Below are 18,925 nucleotides of genomic sequence, written 5' to 3' on the forward strand. Positions count from 1 at the left end.
ACGGCTAAGCCCACGTGTGGTTAAACGTCTGGCTACCGTTACTCCATGTTGTGCTGTCTGCGTCGTTGGCGACTTGGTTCCAGCCAACTCCGGAAAATTGAACAACATCAAAAGAGTCGGTATTCAGAGAAATAGAGGAAGTTGCCCCATGACCGGTAAACAAATCGTTGAAGTTGATATTAATGTTATCAACGGCCCGATCGGCAAAGTCAAAGCGTTCAATATTGCTGATATTGAAATCAGAACCGGTTAAATTGAAGGTCTGCCCAGCACCGCTCTTTTTCAAAGTATCGGTACCCGCACCGCCATCAATAGTGTAATTTTGAAGATCGGCAACGCTTGTGATGATAAATGTGTCGTTATAGGACGACCCCAGCACTTTATTGATTTGAACCAGAATATCGTTACCGCCAAGGCCATCAGCCACCATTCCGGTACGCAAGTTGGCAGTAATACCTGACGTTGAGGTTTGGTAGCTGGCCGTAACAAAGCCATTGCCACCGATCAGCAGGTCATCGCCGCCGCCGCCAATCAGAATATCGTTACCGCCGCCGCCGGTAAGAATATTATCACCGGCATTTCCGGTCAGAACATCATCAAACTGGGTTCCGGTCAGGTTCTCTACCAATGCCAGAGTATCTGTTCCGTTAACCCCTTTGTTAACAGCATTGGTGGTCAGATTTGCGTTGACGCTCGCATTTAACAAACTGTAATCGACGGTATCAATACCATCACCGCCGTTTAATGAGTCATTACCCTTGCTGCCAAAGATCAGATCGTTACCGTCATAGGTATTAATAACGTTGTTGTTGTTATTCCCATATATAACGTCACCACTGTCACTACCGTATATCCTATTGATATTAATCAGCGTGTCCTGACAACCATAGCCATCGTTACTGACAATTCCTGTACTCAAATCGGCAATAATTCCGGTGCTGACTTCCCGGTAGTAGGCAATGGCCAGAGTACCGGTTCCTTCCAGTGTGTCATTACCATTACGACCATTTAGAATGCTATTACCTGCCAGATAATCGTTATATGACGATCCTTGCAAATACGAAATGTTATACAGAATATCTTTGCCGCCATAGCCATTGAAAATAGAGCTGCCATTACCATTGGCATCGACTCGAACGTCAACCCCGGCTCCTGAGTTGGCATAGGAAACCCAGTCAGCACCGCCGTTACTGCTAAAGGTATTACTTCCGCCCATCACATAAAAAGTATCATTACCCTTGCTGCCGACGATTGATACACCGCCGCTGGTACTGGTATAAACAACGCTGCCAGCATTCGCCACCGCATTAGGTAATATAATTTTTTCTATTGAGCTTAAATACTGTTCGCCGAAGCTGGCACTGGCCGTGTCGGCCTGATAGGCGCGCCCGCTGCGCAGGTCAACGATAATTCTGACGGTAAGCTGACTATAATCAACCGTGTCCATACCTTCGCCACCGTTAATCGTAAAATTGCCCTTAGGCATAATAAACACATCGTTACCCGAAGATCCGGTGAGTTGAGTAAAACCAGAGAAAGTATCCTGCCCGCCCTGTGATTTAGTGGTTTGTCCGTTAATCACATCAACCGTCACGCCACCGGTCAGGCGGCTATAATCCAACTTGTTAGTACCTTCGCCACCGTACAATAAATCGCTGCCCAGTGAGCCTAAAATAGTGTCATTGCCGTCACCGCCATAAATAATGTCGTCGCCGTTACCGCCGCCAATCACATCATTAAATTTGGTGCCAATAACCTGATTGATGTTGGTCAGGTTATCCTGCCCGCCAAAACCATTATGACTCACCATTCCCGTGGTTAAATCCACATTGATTGCGTTTGCCGCTGAACTGTAATCAATGGTATTAAAACCAGAACCGCCGTCGACGTGGTTGTTACCCGAACCGGCAATAATCGTGTCATCACCGCCCCCGGCATTAATATGATGATCGCCATTGCCTAACTCAAAACGGTCGGCAAACCCGGTTCCGATAATCGATGAAATACCGTCCAGCGTATCCATGCCACCGAAACCATTATCATAAACCTGCCCGGTAGTCAGATTCACATCGATGCCACTACGCGCCTGACTATAATCTACGCTGTCAAATCCGCCACCGCCGATAAACTGATTAACACCGTTTCCGGCAATAAACAGATCGTCGCCGAGACCGCCGTCGAGTATCGCCCGACTCGCCATATCACCTTTAATCATCAGGGTGTCATTGCCTGCACCGCCGTCAATATGGGAATATCCACGGCCGCTGGAAAGTACATCATCAAACGAAGATCCAATCACTTTCTGGATATTAACCAACGTATCCGTTCCACCAAAACCATTATTGGCCAATCCGGTAGATAAATCGACGCTGACACCGGCGATATCTCGTTCATAGCTCACGGTATTGATGCCCGCACCACCGTCAAGATAGTTATTACCGCCTAGTCCGATTAATATATCGTCGCCTTTGCCCGCTTGAATACGGTTATTACCGCTATCGCCGATAAGGATATCGTCATAGTCACTACCGATAATATTTTGAATGTTAAGTAAAATATCATGGCCACCGGCACCGTTATTACTGGTACTCCCGGCACTGAGATCGACGGAAACGCCGCCTGCGGCGCCCGCATAAGAAACCGTATTAATTCCACCACCGCCGTCCAGCGTATTATTACCACCGCCGCCGCTAAGCAAGTCATTACCGGTTCCGCCGCGCAATATATTATCAAACTGGTTACCCATCAGCGTATCGCCGTGGTTTGAACCAATGACTTGCTGAATATTAATCAGGCTATGCTGTTTGTTACCTCCGGCGGCAAAAGAAGTAGCTCCCTTTGATAGGTCGATGACCAGCGCCTGGGCCGATACTGAATAGTCCACGGTATTATGCCCGGCCCCGCCGTCATAAATACCCTGCTGGTGGCCGGCAATAATATGATCGTCGCCACTGCCCCCCAGCACGTTAACGTCATTCATCACCGTCCCAAGCTGGAAACGACCATCGCTGTCAATATTGGTACTTGGGTTGTCAACAATAACGAATTTTGCACTCTCTTTAACCTGAACCCCGGCGGTAGAGGTATAGGTAAAATTCAGCTCAAACGATGCTTTATTGCCTTGCGGATAGAGTAGCAATAGTTCATTTGGTTTCAGGTTATATAGTCGGCCTTCCGGACTGTCAGCCGTAATCAATGAATAACCGGTAGGTAAACCGCTAACGCTAATATCGCCGCTGCTGTCATCTAATCGCAGTACTCGGGCAACCATTCCCTCTGGAATAGTCTGATAGTTATTGACGTTAATCGTCCAGTTAGCCGTTTCACCGGAGAGGTCAATTTTGGTTGACGCATACTGAACCGCCCAGTCACCGGATATTGCGGCTTCCTGATTACCACTGCCACCATTCCAAATATGGTTTTGTGCATCCGTAGTCCCTGCAATCTGCATCAGGGTTAAGGGCATTGTCGTGACGTCATTTTCATTCGGATTTGGGGTAACGCCCGGTCTTTCCGGTGGTAATCCTGGTTCGATGAAATCGCCCGGGCCGGATACCTCAGGCATAGAACCTGATGATTTAGACATAACCAATAATTGACTGATAGTCTGTTGATCCGGAAGAGGTAAGATATTGTCTACCTCAGTTAGGGTGACATCTTCCTGCCCTTCGCTTTCTTCCGCAACCGCCCCGCCGGTATTGTCTTCAATAATGACCTGGTTAACGATCTCTTTAATCACGACTTGGTCTGGCTGAACCTCGACCGTCGGCTCGCCTTTGACCTCTTTACCTGCACGGTTCATGCCGGGCGCTTCGGTATCAATAGCGGCCTGACTCAGAATATCATCTGAGTTGATCACCGTGCCGTCACTAAAACTCAGGGTAAATAAATGTTGGTTTAAAGAGGCCAGCTTCGCACCCAGTGGCAGAACCAACTGTTTGTGCTCCCCGCTTTGAATAATTAAATCCGGACCGCTGATCAGCAATTCAACCTGATCAAAAGCCAGCGGGATATAGTTATCCGCATAGGTGATAGGAATAATCGAAACGGCCGGCGACGCCGGCAGTGGAAGTTCATTTGTCATTATCAGTTCCTTTTATCTTGTGCTGTCCTAAATCCCTTTTTATGGTTCAGACAGGGCTAATTTTGTATTATTTAATAATGGCTTGATGAAGTATTCTAACGGTGTCCGTTTGCCGGTAAGCAGGTAGGCATCGACCCCCATCCCGGGGTAAATCGTTTTATCATATTGCTGCTCCGGGACTTCAACGCTAACCAAATAATATCGGCCATTTTGCTCATCGCTCATAGCATCGGCGCTGATCACCGTAATCTTGCCGTCCAGCGTATTGGCATAAGAAGATCCAAATGCACTGATGTGCAAACGAGCGGGCATTTTCTCCCAAATGCGATCGCGGTCTTCCGGTCGGACTTTTATTTCGGCAATTAGCGGGACTTTTGAAGGGGCAATTTCAATCACTTCGCCACCGGACCGGATAACGGCTCCGTTGTGAGCGACGAAAAGCTTTTGTACCACGCCATCAACCGGGCTAACAATGCGCGCATTTGCCCTGCGCCCTTCGCTGGCGGTATTTTGTACATCAACCCGGCTTAAATCGACTTTAGTCTGGCTGAGTTGCTTTTGAGAGTCTGACATAAAGTCAGCTAATGCTTGATTAGAGCGCGCCTGATATTCATCCAATTCACTTTGAACTTTAGGCAATCTTAGGCGTGCTTCATTCAGCGAAGTTTGAACCTGCTGTAACTCTGAGCGCTTTTGTAATAATGAACCTTCAGCGGCTGCACCTTTGGCCACCATCGCGCTGTACAGGTTGACCTGACTTTGGGATAAAGCGAGCTGCTTGGTTAAGTCGGTGACTTTGGTCATCAATTCAACCTGCTGTGCTTTACGCTGATCCAACTGGGCTTTATTCACCTTCTGCTGCTCACTTAGCGCTGTCTGACGAGATAAATAGAGCTGGTGTTCACTGTTAATTATTTTATCAGTCTCATCATTACCGGTAAGTTCCGGCTCAAACGTCGTACCGGCAAGTTCGTGTTGCAGACGTTGTTCACGTATGCGCAACGCAATGCCTTCCACTTCGTTTTTAGCGAAGTCTTCACTGACCAAACTATTATCAATCACGGCGATCAATTGCCCTTTGGTGACCGTTTCCCCTTCATGCACCAGCAACTGCTGTACTACTCCGCCTTCAGGATGTTGCAATAGGAGGTTACGGCTCTCAACACGGATGACTCCGCTGCCTTTAACCAGCACGTCAAGATGAAAGCAAAATGCCCAAATGAAAAATAGGAAAAAAGCCAGCAAGGTGTAACCCGCAATACCTTGCGGTAACCATCTGGCTATGCGCCTGAAAAATATCAGGCTGCGGTCGCTGACCATCCTTTCAGACACTATAATCCTCCGGCGGCAGCAGGCGTACTTTCCACGTTAACGCTTGGAATTTGTGCCTCATTCAGATTAGAAGAGCTGATGACATCAGGCTTTCTCACCGATGAAGTTGCAGGTTGTTTAATATAAACCGCAGCAAAATCTTCCTGAAAAATATTAACCGAAGAGTTGTTTATCGTTGCTTTCTTAGTTGATACTCCATGCTGTTGCATTACGCGCAGCACTTCCAGACAGCGATCGTATTGCAGCGTCAGGCTAACACCCATTTGCTTGCCTTCTTTAGCGGCCGCATAGATAGTCACCCCGTTCTGCTCAATAACCTCTTTATTCTTTTCTAACCAACTAATCAGCTCTTTCTGATTTTTAGAACCCAAATAGTTCTGGTTAGAGTCCAGAATCATACGCAGTTCATTTGGCCTGAGCTCTTGTGAGATTGAACGAATCTCTACCTGGCGTTGTTCACTGAGTTTGATACCCACATTCTGTTGAGCAACAATCAGTAGTACTTGGAAAATCATTGAAATAAGCAAATAAACCAGCAGTAACACCGTCATCATGTCGACATAAGCTGGCCAAAAATGTCCATTCCCTTTCATATTATGCTTCCCTTTTAGCGTAGCTTAAGCGTTTTAATACCGTTGTCGACCTGACCGGAAAGCAGATACAGTCCTAATGCCGACAGGTAATAGTCATACTGAGATGTAACACGACCAACATTGGCGTTAAAGAAGTCTGTCTGTACGCTAATCAAATCATTCAGGCTACGAGTACCTAAACGAAACTCGTCCAGATAGAGGTCTTTAGTACGACTGGCATCATTTTTAGCCTGACCTTGGATCTTCCACATGTCTTTAGCACTGAGCGCATCATTTGATAAGTTAAATGCCATTTCGCTGATATCACGCTGCAGTTGACCATACGTGGCTTCTGCTGCACGTAAACGGGCTAAAGCCTGACCGATACGCGAGCTATTAATCCCACCGTCCAGAACCGGAACGCTAACCTGTAAGGCAACGTTGCCCCCCAAATAGTTACCATCTAAACCGTCTGGGTTTTGAAAAGGCTTTTTGTATGCGCCAACCACATCAACGCTCGGATAGCGCGCCGCTCTGGCTGCAGAAACATCTTCTTTAGCACTGTTTAGCTCGGCTAAACGTGCCTTGATATTTGGGTTATCTAACTGAATGGCGCTAATCATGGCGTTAAAATCAGCGTTTGCCGGAAGATCGTCTAATCCGGCCATTTCGACCGATATCTCTTGCCCCAGCAGGCTACGTAACTTTTGCTTGGCTTTAGCAAGCTGAAGGTCAATCGTTTTCTGACGATTGAGCGCATTGGTTAATGCTAACTGTCCTCTGATTAACTCTGACTGAGGTGAACCACCGCCAGCAACCCGAACATTCAAGGTATCAACTAATTCGGAGGTCACTGCGACATGATCTTTGGCTGCTGCCAGTAGCAGGGTATAGCGACGTACATCGAGATAAGCCTTGGTTGTATCAAAAGATACCGAGTTAAACTCACTGTCGGAGCTAAAGGTTGCTGATTGATGGATCTGATTAGCACTGCCAACAGCATGGCTGGTACGGCCAAAATCCATTAGGTTATATTGCAGCGTAAGCTGCATCTGCGCATATTCATCAAAAGATTTAGAGACCTGAGAGCTTCGATCAGAAATCCAATCCGCAGTTTTGGCCATGGCCTGCAGCTTAGGGTAATAACCGGCTTTAGCTTCATCAATGCGCTGTTCTGCTTCATCAATTCGGGCACGACTAATCACTGTACGTAATGAATAATCCTGAGCCTGCTGCAATGCAGCTGCCAGCGAAAATGTCCCTGAGGCTGACGGTGGTTTAAACATCTCTTCTACCGAGCTGTCCTGAATCAAAACCGGTTTAGGGGTTGAAACCGGGCCTGATAAGTCAGGAATACCGGACCCTGATGAATTCTCGGCAATATCACGACTTTTTTGCTGGCTAAGCGCAGACTGTTGTTTTTGAATACTGTCTGTTCCGGTGCTGCATCCTGAAATAAGCAGTGCGCACAAAGCCGAATAAGCTATTGTTTTTCTTTGTATCTTCATGATCTTATAAACATCCCTGTCACTTCCTTAACATTCAGTCCTTGCGAATAAAATCCTTTATCCCGCATATGGATATGGCACAAGCAAAAAACTAGTTGGTTTCAGACAGTACTTTTTCCGGGTTCTCAATCTGAGGACTACGCTGTTCTGTTGTGAACATGTCACTCGCTGAAAGCATGGATACGCGGGCTTCTGTCACTTGGCGAATACATTCAAGTAATGCATTGTTCTGTGATTTAACCGCATCAACAATGCTTTCTGACCCACCGGCCCCCATTCTTAAAATAGATTCAAGCGTCAGTATCTGCTGGCGCCCGCCCTGCATTTCTGCCCGCAACCCTTTCAGACTTTCGGAAACCTGCTCAAAAGTATCGCCAACCTGAATTCTGTTCTGATTCAGATAGCCACTGCATTCGATCAACGCATGCTTCATCTGTTTCAATGAGGTACCGGAATCCTGCGCAAGGTTAATCAACTCATCTTGCTTATAATTTTGCTTTCCAGCCTGTTGATTTAGCTCACTCAGTTCATAGTGAATATTGTTTAAACCTTGAGATGCATTTTCCTGAACAAGCAGAGATTGATGCAGTAGCTCACCATTAGTCGTCAGGTGCTGATTAGTGTTTTGTAATGCCGTAACCAGACCAGCCTGTTGATTAAGCGAGCCCTGCAGAATTTCAACAATATGACGGTTATGGACATCAATAGCCTCCATCACGTGTTGATGATTGTTTTCTAGATTTTCCAGCGCTGTCTGTTGCCCTTCAGCGATAGCCTGCTGACTGGCGAATAATTTTTCTTGGCAACTCAGCAGCTTATTCAGATAGTTAACGCTTTCATACTGCTGGGCTTGCTGGACCTCGGTAAATTTAAGAATTCCCCGCAGCAGACGCTCAACTTCATAATTAGGACCAATACCGCCCGGTGGTGCATAGCTGGCTACGCCATATTGCCCATCGGCCAGCGCACTGGTGAAGCCTTGGTCATCAGTACCTGCTTCAGAAAGTTGTGCATGTACCCAGTTATCAATATCAGAATATAAATGCTCTGATGTGGTACTGAGCATATGGGCAATCAGGCCCATAACCAGAGAACCTAATAGCCCGAGTAGTGATGCCGTAAATGCTGCAGACATACCACCTAAAGGTGCAGCTAAGCCGTCCAACAGTGCCGATATTTCGCTGGTACCAGAACTCATTACGCCGATAGCTGACTTGATACTCCCCATGGTCATAATCAGACCAATAAAGGTCCCTAACAGACCCAAACCAACCAGTAATCCTGAAAGATATTCAGCGCCCGTCACTTTTCGGGTTAAAGACTCTCGTAACGATTGCAGCAGAGCAGATCTGACCTGGCTATTTGAATGAACCAGATCCGTTACGCGACTCTGCAGCAAACTAACGGCACCACGCAAGCGAACCGGTGACGAATCAGATGAGTTTCTTTGCGTAAAACGACGCCAGTCTCTGATACCTAATACCAGAGAAATCGCGACAAAGAATGCATATAGTACGCCGATGATCTGCACGGCGATGATACTGGTATTAACTAATGGCGAATGGTCTATCGTTACCAGTAAGTCCTTGGCAAAGAAGACATAACAACACACAATCACGGTGAGTATGATGAATACAAATCGTAATGATTGATTTGCTGATTTTAACGACATAACTTCAATCCCTTAATAAATTCGTTAATTATTTTTTGGTGCATGGACCATTCCAAAAGACAAAACTGCCTTCTCATCAAATATTTAATATCTGATGGATAATAATTAGTCTGAAACACATCAGATGTATCATGCAGACTTCCGAATATTTACGGATAGGTACACAGATACTTAACAAAATAATTATTTAACTCTTTCTAATTAAACATATTAACAATTTGTATTGTTACCATTTAATACACAGGACTTAGACTCAACGCCTGATACCAAGAAATTACCTAGATGAACCTGACTTCACCAGAATCACCTCGGCCTCATTAGCATGAGTCGTAGTCTCAAAACAATCCATATATTGCAAGCCTAAACCAGTCGTAATAATGGCAGATAATACCAATAACCCTATCAAGAATAGAGACTTAACTAACGGATTAGATACATATAGATTTTTATTCTAAAAACCACCAATCGCACACTCTTTAAAACAAATATTCAGCTTATTGTATAATTTTATACTTCACTCAGATCGGACCAAACAACGCCTTAATCTATTAACCTTTAAATATATTAGCGACCTAACCATTTAACTCTAAATATCATAAATTAGTACAATAATTCACCACTCAAAGCGTATATCTATCCCTGGTATTGGCTATAGAACGGTTAAAATAGGCAAAAATATCTCTCAACGGTTATACGCCGATTCAAGCAAAACAAAATTCTGTATGAGCTATAACCATACGTTCTCTCTGTATCAAACCGGTAGTCAGAGAAATTTGGTGTAACCGTTTTAACCCGGCTATCACTGAATAAATTCAGTTTTACCTGATCTGAATAGTCAATACTCGGAATAACAAAAACGGCGCCATAAAACCCGGAGATATCTGTCTTATCGATATTATTTATTGGCAAGGTGTCAGGCTGATTTGATATATTATTGCTACCGTGAAGTGCACCATGATCGCTACCGATATTGGCATTGACGGAAAAACCAGCAGGCAAGGCAGGGAAAGAGATAAGAGAATACAACGACCAAAAAGCATTTTTAGTAACGCTTTGATCTTTACATTTAGATAAGCCGGGGGCTATCTGCCCTATACATCTTGTTAAGTTTTGTACAACGTAACAGATCTTATTCATCGGTTCATTCCCTTGAGCCTACTCAAATCCATTATATGAGTATAAAAAATAGATTAGCAATCAATTCATATAAAATTCGAATTACAATGTATTTGAATTAATTTTAAAGAACTTAATTCAAAGGTAATTAAAAATATTATTTATCAACAAATTACAAACCCACCCTATTGGGGTGTCCGCTAAAATTCAGGATGCTGAGCTAATCGCATACACTATAGCAAAATAAAAATCTAAAACAACCACGAAAATAGTAGTTAAATAATAGTTAATGTTTAAATCAATTATTTCACGTTCATTTAATAATCGATGCAAGAATATACACAACAATTGATTAATAGAATAATATCAGTTAAAAATCAACGTGGTTGAATCAGTTGCTATAACCCAATAATTATCATATCAATGAATTGAGAATGAGATGAATTTAATGATTTTGTCTATGTTAATCATCTTAGTCGAATAGTTTTTATTTAAAATACAAAGACTTTGTTTAAAATGTAAAGCATGTAACATAAAGCCGGTGATAAAACCGGCTTTATATCGCATCAAACAATAAAAAATATTAAACGGGCTTTTCCATCCCTAACCGCTTGATCTCTAGCTTTGGACACAGGTCCATAATAACGTTTAACCCGGCCTCTAAAGCAAGCTGCTCAGCCTGATGATTAATCACGCCAATCTGTAGCCAAAGTACTTTAGCCTTTATCGCGATAGCTTCTTCAGCCACGCCATAAGCTGCTTCAGAATTGCGAAACACATCAACCATATCAATAGGAACAGGAATCTCTTTCAGGCTGGCATAAACCTGCTGGCCCAACAACGTTTGTCCTGCCAGTTTAGGACTAACAGGGATTACCTGATATCCTTGAGCAAGTAGATAGGCCATCACTATATAGCTATCCCTGGCCGGTTTATCACTGGCACCGACTAAAGCAATGGTTTTAACCTGTTCGAGAATAGATTGAATTTCATTGTTTTTCATTTGTATCACCTGAGTGGAAACGTTGTATCAGTTTTAGACCTTATTGCCCTATCCGGTCAAATGTTATAGTGAGAATCAACGGCTATTATCAACCAGATGCACACTTTTATACTTTATCGCTTCTTTCTGAAACTGAGTTTCAGTAATCTATGAGTATCATTATTTAAACGAGACTGAATAACACATGCAACTGACTACGCGCACCATTTCGGTAAGAAAACATATTGCTCTGGTAGCTCACGACCATTGTAAGCAGGCATTGCTGGCATGGTCAGAAAAAAACAAAGCCACTCTGGCCCAGCATGAACTTTACGCAACCGGCACTACCGGTAATTTAGTACAAAGAGCAACCGACATTCCGGTTCATAGCATGCTCAGCGGCCCGATGGGTGGTGACCAGCAAATTGGCTCCTATATTTCAGAAGGCAAAATTGACGTTTTGATTTTCTTTTGGGATCCGTTGAATGCGGTGCCCCACGATCCGGATGTAAAAGCCCTCTTAAGACTAGCAACCGTATGGAATATTCCGGTCGCCACTAACAGATCAACCGCCGACTTGTTAATTAAGTCGGGGCTGTTTGAAAAAGAAATTGTAATAGAAATACCTGACTATAAAAAATATTTAGAAGATCGCTTAAAGTAGTCAATACTACTAGAACTGCCCGGAGGCCTAACTGGCCTCTTAGGGTTTTCTTTTTACCGTTGCTCCAATATCAGACAGCTGTTTAACAAACACCGACGGTGATTCGGTATTCTGCATCAGCCAAACCTGATGCTTCGCTCGGGTCAGCGCAACATATAGCAGGCGTCTTTCTTCCGCATCTGGAAAATGGTCAGTCCCAGGCAATAATACTTGCTCAATAATCGAAGCGTTCTCTGGTGCAGGAAAACCATCTTTACCGGACTGTAATCCAACTATAACAACATAGTCAGCCTGTAAGCCTTTACTGGCATGAATAGTCATAAATTCAATATTCAATTTAGGCCAGCGAGTCGATGCTTTCTTAAGTATTTCTGGTCGGGAATAGTGATAACGACCCAGCACCAATATTTTCTCTTCCGACTTAACATAGCTGCTGAGTTTGTTGAATAATCCTTCAAGCTGACTATCCGGCAGAATGATAATGGGGTTTTTCTCCCCCTGAAATACGCTGTTCATCTTTCTTTTTAACTGTAAAGGATTTTGCTGGATATAGCGGCTGGAAATATCACCAATTCCTTGGCTAAAACGATAGGTCGTATCTAGAGAACATTGTTCACCAATACCAAAAACTCGGCTGAAATCGGCAATGAGAGCCTGCTCTGAACCACTAAAGCGGTATATTGATTGCCAATCGTCACCAACGGCAAATAGGCTGGTATCCGGTCGTTGATGACGTAACGCATTAACCAATGCTGCACGCTGCGGCGAAAGATCCTGAAATTCATCAATCAGAATATGTTGCCACGGGCTGACAAACTTTCCTTTATTAATAAAATTAACCGCCTGATGAAGTAAGCCAGAAAAATCAACCGCCCCTTCTTCCTTTAGCGCGGACTTCCAAGCTTTGAGTAGCGGTGCGAGTAAGCGTATTTTCTTTTGAAAGTCACTTCTCAACGTTTCTGGAGCCAGAGCAATCAGATCGGCCTGGCTTCCGCCTTGAGTTCGAATTAGCCCTAGCCAATAATCCAGACGAATGGCTAATCGGTCAGATAAGTAGCTATTTTTCCAAAACGCGCCGTCATCAAGCTGCCAGTCCAACTCCTGAGATAACCAGTTTCGCCAACCTGAGGCCTGACTCTTTTTCTCACTACACTGCTGTTGCCATTGTTCAATTAAAAAATGGCGGCGCAGTTTAGCATCAGATTCAAGCTTACTGATAATCGGTACTTTTTTACTGCATTGCTCGATAATCTGTAATGCTAATGCATGGAAAGTCTTAGCCTGTATATCGGGCTGCTTTAATCTCTCTCCAATACGCAAATTCATCTCATCGGCGGCTTTGCGGCCAAAAGCCAGTAGCAGTATTTCATCAGGGCGAACTTCTCCACGGTGTAATAACCAACCGGCCCGGGCAACAATAACCGATGTTTTGCCGCTTCCGGCTCCGGCTAATACTAACGCGTTCTTCTCACCGGTAATCACCGCCCGGCACTGCGCTGAATTTAATGGTCTAGCCTCTATGCTGTCAAAAAACTCATGATGCTCAGTCAGCATCGCATCGACCCAGGCTTTATTCGCCGCAGCGACCATCTCTGCGCCAGACCTAAGCCATTTCAGACAAAATTCATAGTGAGGCTGGCACAGCTTGAACTCTGAAAGACGAGCAACCGGCAGAGGAATGGAACTGAGCATGGTCTGAATTTCTGCCTGAATCTGTGCCAGATCTTCATGGGTTAGCCAACGCTGTTGCTGTAACCGATCTAAAATACATTGTGATTGCTCACTTAACACTTCAGCCGAGATGACGCTCATCTCATCGCCCCACTGCTGCCAGAGCGTATTTAGATGATGATAAAAATGTTGGGTTTCACGCCATTCCGTTCCGTGAAGACGAACAACTTTCTGTTCCGGGAGTTCAAATTCAAGCTCTCCCCAAACTAATCCCCGCTTGCAGCGAATGGCCAATAGTTGATTAAAGGGAATCGTGTAGGCGTGTTTAGGCCCGCTAATCTCAACACCCGCATTAAGCATTTTGACCTTATTATAAGGGTGCTGAGCAAGATGTTGCCCAACAGATGTTGATTTCAATTCCATAGCGTTACGCCGTACCCTTTGTCATATCACTTCGCCCAATACTCACCAGTTTACTCTTTATTGCGACTATCACTCTAGCCGGAATAGGGAAAAAAAGGCCATTTTATCGCTGAAAGTGTGAATGATGACTTTTTCCATTGAGTAAAGTGACATAAGCCGTAACAATAGCCCATTATCTATTTTATTTATTATCATTGTCCGGAGTCGTGTAATGCGCAGTATATTAAATATACTAAATTTTATTCTTGGCGGATTCTTTACTACCTTGGGCTGGCTACTTGCTACAGTTCTTACCGTAGTCTTTATTTTTACCCTACCGTTAACCCGTTCATGCTGGGAAATTACCAAACTCTCACTGTTTCCCTTCGGCAATGAGGCGATTCATGTTGACGACCTTAATCCCGAGCAGCGTAGTCCATTAAGAAATGCCGGCGGTACGGCACTGAATATATTTTGGTTTGTCTTTTTTGGCTGGTGGCTATGTCTGAGCCATATTTGTGCAGGTATTATGCAATGCATCACCATTATTGGCATCCCGGTTGGCATTGCTAACTTTAAAATTGCGGTTATTGCGCTGTGGCCCGTTGGCCGCAGAGTCGTTTCTGTCGAAGTTGCTCAGCAATCCAGAATTGCTAAAGCCAAGCGCCAGTTCGAGCAACGTTAATGCCGGTTGAAAAAGCCATCCGATAACAAAAAGGGACTGATGTGACGTCATTTATCTTAACGCTACGACGCTATTTCTATAACAGCAATCTGCTGTATAGCATTCGTATCTTTATTGCATTAACTGGCGTGATATTTGTCCCTTGGTGGATGGGTGATAGCCTGCTGACTATTCCACTCACTTTAGGCGTGGTGGCCGCAGCATTAACCGATCTTGATGACAGACTCACCGGAAGGTTACGTAATCTGGTTATCACGCTGTCATGTTTCTTTATTGCCTCGGTCTCGATTGAACTACTTTTTCCTTATCCATGGCTGTTTGCTCTTGGCCTGTTGTTTTCTACCGGCGGATTCATCTTATTAGGTTCTCTGGGGCAGCGGTATGCAACCATTGCATTTGGTGCACTGCTTATCGCTATCTATACCATGCTCGGAGTCTCTATGTATGACTCCTGGTACCAACAACCGGCATTACTATTAACCGGCGCAATTTGGTATAACCTGATTACCCTATTAGGACATCTGATTTTGCCGATCCGACCGCTTCAGGATAATCTTGCCCGCTGTTTTGAGCGCTTGTCACAATACCTTGATGCTAAATCGGCGCTGTTCGATCCTGATGAAGAAAAACAGTTTACTCACCAATTGATCAACGCCACCATGGCTAATAGCGCATTGGTTGATACCCTTAACCAAACTAAAATTTCTTTACTCACCAGGCTAAAAGGCGACCGGGGTCAGCGTAATACTCGCCGGATGCTTCACTACTACTTTGTTGCGCAGGATATACATGAACAGGCCAGTTCTTCTCATGCTCAGTATCAGCAATTAAGTAAAAAATTGCGCTATACCGATATTCTTTTTCGTTTTCAACGCCTGCTGACCCTGCAATCAAAAGCCTGCTCTAAGATTGCCTACTCGATCAGATACCAACAAAAATATGTTTATGATACCTATCTGACTCAGGCTTTAGTTCATCTTGATAAGAGCTTATCCAACCTCGAGGCCCGAAATGATTTACCTTTATCGCTACTCCAATCGTTACGGCATCTGCTAAAGAATCTAAAGGCTATTGATGCCCAGTTAAGCAATATTGAATCAGAGCAATCGGTAAATACCGAAACTATTCAGGACAATAAGCTGGCCGATGATAAGCTCACGGGCTTAAAGGATATATGGTCAAGGATTTCGCTTAATCTGACGCCACAGTCGGTACTGTTCCGGCATGCGGTCAGGATGTCTATCGTGCTGTGCGTTGGCTACGCCATTATTCAACTGGCCGAACTACAAAACGGCTATTGGATTATGCTAACCAGCCTGTTTGTCTGCCAACCTAACTACAACGCCACCCGTACCCGCCTTACATTAAGAGTGGTTGGTACGCTGGCCGGTATTCTTCTCGGATTACCCATTTTATACTTTGTCCCCTCCCAAGAAGGACAGCTGATACTGATCGTTATCAGCGGTGTACTATTTTTTGCCTTTCGCCACGTACGCTATGCCTATGCAACGATGTTCATTACCCTGCTGGTGCTATTTTGCTTTAATTTATTAGGGGAAGGATTCAGAGTAGCGCTACCGAGAGTTATTGATACTTTTATCGGCTGTGGTATCGCTTGGGCAGCTGTCAGTTTTATCTGGCCGGACTGGAAGTTCAGGCATATATCACAGGCTTTAGACAAAGCTATTCACGCTAACTGTCGCTATCTGGATGCTATTTTAGAACAGTATCATCAGGGGAAAAATAACGGCGTTGATTACAGAATTGTGCGTCGTAATGCTCATAACTGTGATGCGGAATTGGCTTCGGTTATTTCAAATATGGCGGCAGAACCAAAGAAAGACAAACAACAGATAGACCGTGGATTTCGCCTGCTATGTCTTAACCATTCTTTGCTGGGATATATTTCAGCATTAGGTGCACATCGTGAACGGTTAACCGACAGCCCGGAAATATTACAGCTGCTGGATGATGCCGTTTGCTATATCTCAGACTCGCTGGAATCCGATCCGAATAACGTTGAACGGATCTCTCCATTATTAGAGAGTATTAACCAGCGAATTACTGAGCTGGACAGCACGTCTAAAAATCGGAATCAGTTAGTTACACAGCAGCTAGCGCTGATTATAGGGTTGTTACCCGAATTTATATCACTATCTCACAATATGTGTTCTGTAACGGATAACAGAACTCGACAACCGAATAATAGCAGCGCTAACGCCTGAGTAAATAAAACGTTTGAATAGATAAAAAACTGGCGTCATTTGATCAACTATTTAGTAGCACTTCAGGTGTTCTAACAGTTCATTGCGTATTGATTCAGGCAATGCCGCAGAATGACAACCTTCTATTGCGCCGGCTAAATAAAACAATAACTCGGAACTAACATCTTTTTTTATCGCCCTAACCCTTATATAGCTATTTATGGCGCCGAAGTTAATTAAATCTCCAACGCTAATAATGCCGGCTCTCCTTAACAGGCGTTCAATTGATATATTGAGATTTGGTAAATCTTTGAGTCTGGCCCCTTCTGGTTTACTCTTCTCTTCAATGTCATTTATCGCCGCTGAAAGTGAGTAACTCACTAATTCATCCAATAGCTCGCGCTCATTCCATAATGATTCATTAACATGGAAGTAACGCATCAATACTGGGGCCCCTCTTTTACGATAAACAAACTGGGCCATGCCGTGGGTAATAAACACCGTTTCCAAATTTCGGTTAGCCCTGAGATAAAATTTTCGCTCTGATACTAACCCGAACATCACTTTATGTTGGCAAATGCCATATCCGCCAAACATCGAACGTGAGGTCAGTTTTCCTAAGCCACTAAAATATTCGATGACCTCACTCACTAATTGCTTGGTCTCCTTCCTGTCCACTTTATCTCCTCATATCAATACATTGATCGTTAATTAATGGAACTGCTTACCTGAATAATTAATTTCCAACATAACTAAATTACAAAAAACATCTAGCTTTAATAATCAGTTAATCGGGATTTCATTACAAATTTGCGATACACCCTGAAAATAGTTGATTTTCGGCCACACCTCATATACTGTATATAAACACAGTATATAAGGAGGCGCTATGATCACTCACTTAACGAAGCAAATGAATAACAACTCTTCGCATACAATGCCCCACGTTATGGGTGAGAATTCAACTCATCTTAGCCATACCGGTTTAGTCAGTGAAATCATTTATGATCCGCAAAATCCATTTACCTTTCACCTACTATTACCTTTTGTACAGCAATTAAGTCACCAACCGCGCTGGCAACTTTGGCTCGCCCCTGACCGCCGAATCAACCGTTATTGGATAAATAGCTTAGGATTACCGGCACAAAAGACCATTAGCTTAAGTTCTCTATCTACAGAGAAAAGCGTCGAAATGATGGAAAAAGCGCTTAGTAGTGGCAACTTTAGTAGCGTTATTGCCTGGCTACCGGTCATAACAGCGGAAATCAAAGAGAGATTGCAACATGCAGCTAAGCTGGGGGATTGTTATGGCTTTATTTTACAGCCATCCTCTATGGTTCAGGTTAACCTGCCATTTAACAATATGCATTGGCACTAAACATATTCTCCAATGGAAAAATAAGACGGGTATATCTTAATATCCAAATGAAACTATTACGCGGGCAATATCTTTGCAACTTACGCCGCGCCAACTTATTCTAAATACCCTATAGTCTTAGAGGGGTATCTGGTCAGTTACTTAGATAAATGAGTAAGCTACTCATAAGAAAGTTAAAAAATGCATAATTATACCGTTGAGGTAAATATTCAATTATGAGTATCTTCATTTCAGCGCTTTCTAGTATTAAATTGTCAATAAGTCAACTATTGAGCAATTCATTTCTTGTTTGTCCGAATATTAATCTTTTCACTTCATTTCAATATATTACTAAACAATACACATCATCTTTAATATCAATAGCTTGAATTATAATAAATATACTTACCTGACATTGATTAACATGAAATTTAAATGTAATTTAATGTTACAAACAGTAATCATCTTAGAGCACTAAAAGCTAAATACCCCTAATAAAATTATTTGTTATTAATCCCAATTCGAACTTAAATGCATTTGAGAATTATTCTGTACACACAATGAGTGTTTATTAAATAAGTGCTATTAGTGAGTTAGGTATGTTAATATTGTTGCCAATCAAGATATTTTTGTGTGCTTTTGACACGCAAGACTTGTAACTTTTCTTACACGTTGT

The 18,925-nt window shown here is 43.5% G+C and carries 13 protein-coding genes; 4 read left to right on the plus strand and 9 right to left on the minus strand.

Annotation, left to right across the window (positions count from 1 at the left end; genetic code table 11):
- Window positions 1–4: 4 nt before the first annotated feature.
- The 7 genes from YWE_RS0104590 to YWE_RS0104625 all read right to left on the minus strand — a co-directional run bounded on the left by YWE_RS0104590 (window position 5) and on the right by YWE_RS0104625 (window position 11,287).
- Complete coding sequence (locus tag YWE_RS0104590; protein WP_029093450.1) at window positions 5–4,084, minus strand: beta strand repeat-containing protein; 4,080 nt, start codon at window positions 4,082–4,084, stop codon at window positions 5–7.
- Between the two features lie 39 nt (window positions 4,085–4,123).
- On the minus strand, window positions 4,124–5,416 hold the full coding sequence (locus tag YWE_RS0104595; RefSeq protein ID WP_029093451.1) for an HlyD family type I secretion periplasmic adaptor subunit: 1,293 nt from the start codon (window positions 5,414–5,416) through the stop codon (window positions 4,124–4,126).
- Entirely contained in the window at window positions 5,416–6,009 is a 594-nt protein-coding gene (locus YWE_RS0104600; protein WP_029093452.1) for a hypothetical protein, read from the minus strand. The genes YWE_RS0104595 and YWE_RS0104600 overlap by 1 nt, the downstream gene beginning before the upstream one ends.
- A gap of 14 nt (window positions 6,010–6,023) precedes the next feature.
- Window positions 6,024–7,496, minus strand: coding sequence for a TolC family protein (locus tag YWE_RS0104605; protein WP_029093453.1), 1,473 nt, complete (start codon window positions 7,494–7,496; stop codon window positions 6,024–6,026).
- Between the two features lie 91 nt (window positions 7,497–7,587).
- A complete protein-coding gene (locus tag YWE_RS28910; RefSeq protein WP_051323200.1) occupies window positions 7,588–9,168 on the minus strand; it encodes a MotA/TolQ/ExbB proton channel family protein in 1,581 nt (526 codons plus the stop codon).
- A 660-nt stretch (window positions 9,169–9,828) separates the two neighbouring features.
- Window positions 9,829–10,305 carry a hypothetical protein gene (locus tag YWE_RS0104615; RefSeq protein ID WP_029093454.1) on the minus strand — a complete coding sequence of 159 codons (477 nt, stop codon included), beginning with the start codon at window positions 10,303–10,305 and terminating at the stop codon, window positions 9,829–9,831.
- A gap of 562 nt (window positions 10,306–10,867) precedes the next feature.
- On the minus strand, window positions 10,868–11,287 hold the full coding sequence (locus YWE_RS0104625) for a CoA-binding protein (RefSeq protein WP_029093455.1): 420 nt from the start codon (window positions 11,285–11,287) through the stop codon (window positions 10,868–10,870).
- Window positions 11,288–11,471: 184 nt separating this feature from the next.
- Between YWE_RS0104625 and YWE_RS0104630 the strand changes: the two genes are divergently transcribed.
- Window positions 11,472–11,930 (plus strand): methylglyoxal synthase, encoded by a 459-nt coding sequence (locus YWE_RS0104630; RefSeq protein ID WP_029093456.1) that lies wholly within the window; start codon window positions 11,472–11,474, stop codon window positions 11,928–11,930.
- Window positions 11,931–11,969: 39 nt separating this feature from the next.
- On the opposite strand, the gene helD is transcribed toward YWE_RS0104630, so the two are convergent.
- Complete coding sequence (gene helD, locus YWE_RS0104635; protein WP_029093457.1) at window positions 11,970–14,024, minus strand: DNA helicase IV; 2,055 nt, start codon at window positions 14,022–14,024, stop codon at window positions 11,970–11,972.
- A gap of 211 nt (window positions 14,025–14,235) precedes the next feature.
- Here helD and YWE_RS0104640 point away from each other — a divergent pair, with 211 nt between their 5' ends.
- Both YWE_RS0104640 and yccS read left to right on the plus strand, forming a co-directional pair.
- Complete coding sequence (locus tag YWE_RS0104640) at window positions 14,236–14,688, plus strand: YccF domain-containing protein (protein WP_029093458.1); 453 nt, start codon at window positions 14,236–14,238, stop codon at window positions 14,686–14,688.
- Between the two features lie 41 nt (window positions 14,689–14,729).
- The gene (yccS, locus tag YWE_RS26660) at window positions 14,730–16,913 is read left to right on the plus strand and encodes a YccS family putative transporter (protein WP_051323201.1); all 2,184 of its coding nucleotides are present in this window, start codon (window positions 14,730–14,732) and stop codon (window positions 16,911–16,913) included.
- Window positions 16,914–16,964: 51 nt separating this feature from the next.
- On the opposite strand, the gene YWE_RS0104650 is transcribed toward yccS, so the two are convergent.
- The gene (locus YWE_RS0104650; protein WP_036015116.1) at window positions 16,965–17,570 is read right to left on the minus strand and encodes a TfoX/Sxy family DNA transformation protein; all 606 of its coding nucleotides are present in this window, start codon (window positions 17,568–17,570) and stop codon (window positions 16,965–16,967) included.
- A gap of 211 nt (window positions 17,571–17,781) precedes the next feature.
- On the opposite strand from YWE_RS0104650, the gene sulA reads away from it, so the two are divergent.
- On the plus strand, window positions 17,782–18,270 hold the full coding sequence (sulA, locus tag YWE_RS26665; RefSeq protein WP_051323202.1) for an SOS-induced cell division inhibitor SulA: 489 nt from the start codon (window positions 17,782–17,784) through the stop codon (window positions 18,268–18,270).
- Window positions 18,271–18,925: the final 655 nt, after the last annotated feature.

The sequence above is a fragment of the Budvicia aquatica DSM 5075 = ATCC 35567 genome (assembly GCF_000427805.1).
Taxonomy (GTDB): domain Bacteria; phylum Pseudomonadota; class Gammaproteobacteria; order Enterobacterales; family Enterobacteriaceae; genus Budvicia; species Budvicia aquatica.

Bases quoted from the DNA above. Each gene is read 5' to 3' on its own strand.
- YWE_RS0104590 (WP_029093450.1), bottom strand. From the start codon at position 4,084: ATGACAAATGAACTTCCACTGCCGGCGTCGCCGGCCGTTTCGATTATT.
- YWE_RS0104600 (WP_029093452.1), bottom strand. From the start codon at position 6,009: ATGAAAGGGAATGGACATTTTTGGCCAGCTTATGTCGACATGATGACG.
- YWE_RS0104605 (WP_029093453.1), bottom strand. From the start codon at position 7,496: ATGAAGATACAAAGAAAAACAATAGCTTATTCGGCTTTGTGCGCACTG.
- YWE_RS28910 (WP_051323200.1), bottom strand. From the start codon at position 9,168: ATGTCGTTAAAATCAGCAAATCAATCATTACGATTTGTATTCATCATA.
- YWE_RS0104615 (WP_029093454.1), bottom strand. From the start codon at position 10,305: ATGAATAAGATCTGTTACGTTGTACAAAACTTAACAAGATGTATAGGG.
- YWE_RS0104625 (WP_029093455.1), bottom strand. From the start codon at position 11,287: ATGAAAAACAATGAAATTCAATCTATTCTCGAACAGGTTAAAACCATT.
- YWE_RS0104630 (WP_029093456.1), top strand. From the start codon at position 11,472: ATGCAACTGACTACGCGCACCATTTCGGTAAGAAAACATATTGCTCTG.
- helD (WP_029093457.1), bottom strand. From the start codon at position 14,024: ATGGAATTGAAATCAACATCTGTTGGGCAACATCTTGCTCAGCACCCT.
- YWE_RS0104640 (WP_029093458.1), top strand. From the start codon at position 14,236: ATGCGCAGTATATTAAATATACTAAATTTTATTCTTGGCGGATTCTTT.
- sulA (WP_051323202.1), top strand. From the start codon at position 17,782: ATGATCACTCACTTAACGAAGCAAATGAATAACAACTCTTCGCATACA.